Origin of the sequence: Marinomonas sp. S3726 (assembly GCF_000967665.1) — a bacterium.
Taxonomy (GTDB): domain Bacteria; phylum Pseudomonadota; class Gammaproteobacteria; order Pseudomonadales; family Marinomonadaceae; genus Marinomonas.
The window spans coordinates 1-480 of the sequence record NZ_JXYC01000084.1 but is presented as its reverse complement, the minus strand read 5'-3'; the positions used below and the strand labels follow the sequence as shown (position 1 = coordinate 480).

Genomic DNA, 480 nt, shown 5'->3' with positions numbered 1-480 from the left:
ATTGAGTGTGTTGGTACGGTTCCTGTTATAAAAATTCAACCGCCTCAAGCGGATAAATTAGAAGGTTTTTTTATGAAGTACAAAGTTAAAGATGGCATTCGAATCAATGAATATCACTTATTAAAAAGCGGCTGCTTAATTACATGGGAGAACCTCAATGTCCACTAATACGTTAATTGTTCCTGACGGGTATCGTAAAGATGCAAAAGGTCATTTGGTGCCAGAGGCTAACATCACTGAGCAGGATTTATTACGTGATCAACTTGTTGCAGATTTAACGAAATCTGCTGAAGCGTTGCATAAAGCTTTGGCAGACTTTAAAGCGGTTGCGTTACGGGATATTGATGACCTCGTTTCGATCGTTGGTGAACGCTATAACGTCAAGTTAGGCGGCACAAAGGGGAACGTTTCTCTTACTAGTTTTGATGGTAAATATAAGGTTCAGCGTCAGTTCCGTGAGGTGGTTGCTTTCACCGAAGA

Annotated in this window: 1 protein-coding gene; it reads left to right on the top strand. The window is 40.6% G+C overall.

What is annotated here, in order from left to right; genetic code table 11:
• Positions 1 to 157: 157 nt before the first annotated feature.
• A partial coding sequence (locus tag TW85_RS25150; protein WP_046019885.1) for a DUF3164 family protein occupies positions 158 to 480 on the top strand: 323 nt, incomplete at its 3' end.